1 pseudogene is annotated in these 278 nt (G+C 56.1%); it reads right to left on the minus strand.

The window, feature by feature from the left end:
• Positions 1-5: 5 nt before the first annotated feature.
• A pseudogene (locus ACTHS3_RS17785) lies at positions 6-278 on the minus strand (lipopolysaccharide assembly protein LapB); the annotation flags it as partial.

The following is a 278-nucleotide window of genomic DNA, read 5'->3' on the forward strand; positions in this document are numbered from 1 at the left end:
TTGCTTCACACTTCGATTTTATTGGGTGTGAAGGTTTCCCATTTGTTGCAGGCGGGGCAGTGCCAGAAGAAGACTTGGGATTTGAAGTGGCAGTTGCGGCAGCGGTACATGACGCTGCGTTGGAGTTGGCGGCCGATGACGGAACGCATCATGTCGGCGTCGGCTTTCCACGCGGGATTCATGTCGCTGATTTTCAAACCGAGCAGGCGGTATACGCCGTTGAGGTCGGGTTTTTGACGCACGAGGTCGATGGCAAGTTGGGCGGCTTCGCTTTCGCC

The organism is Neisseria sp. P0009.S007 (assembly GCF_051962515.1).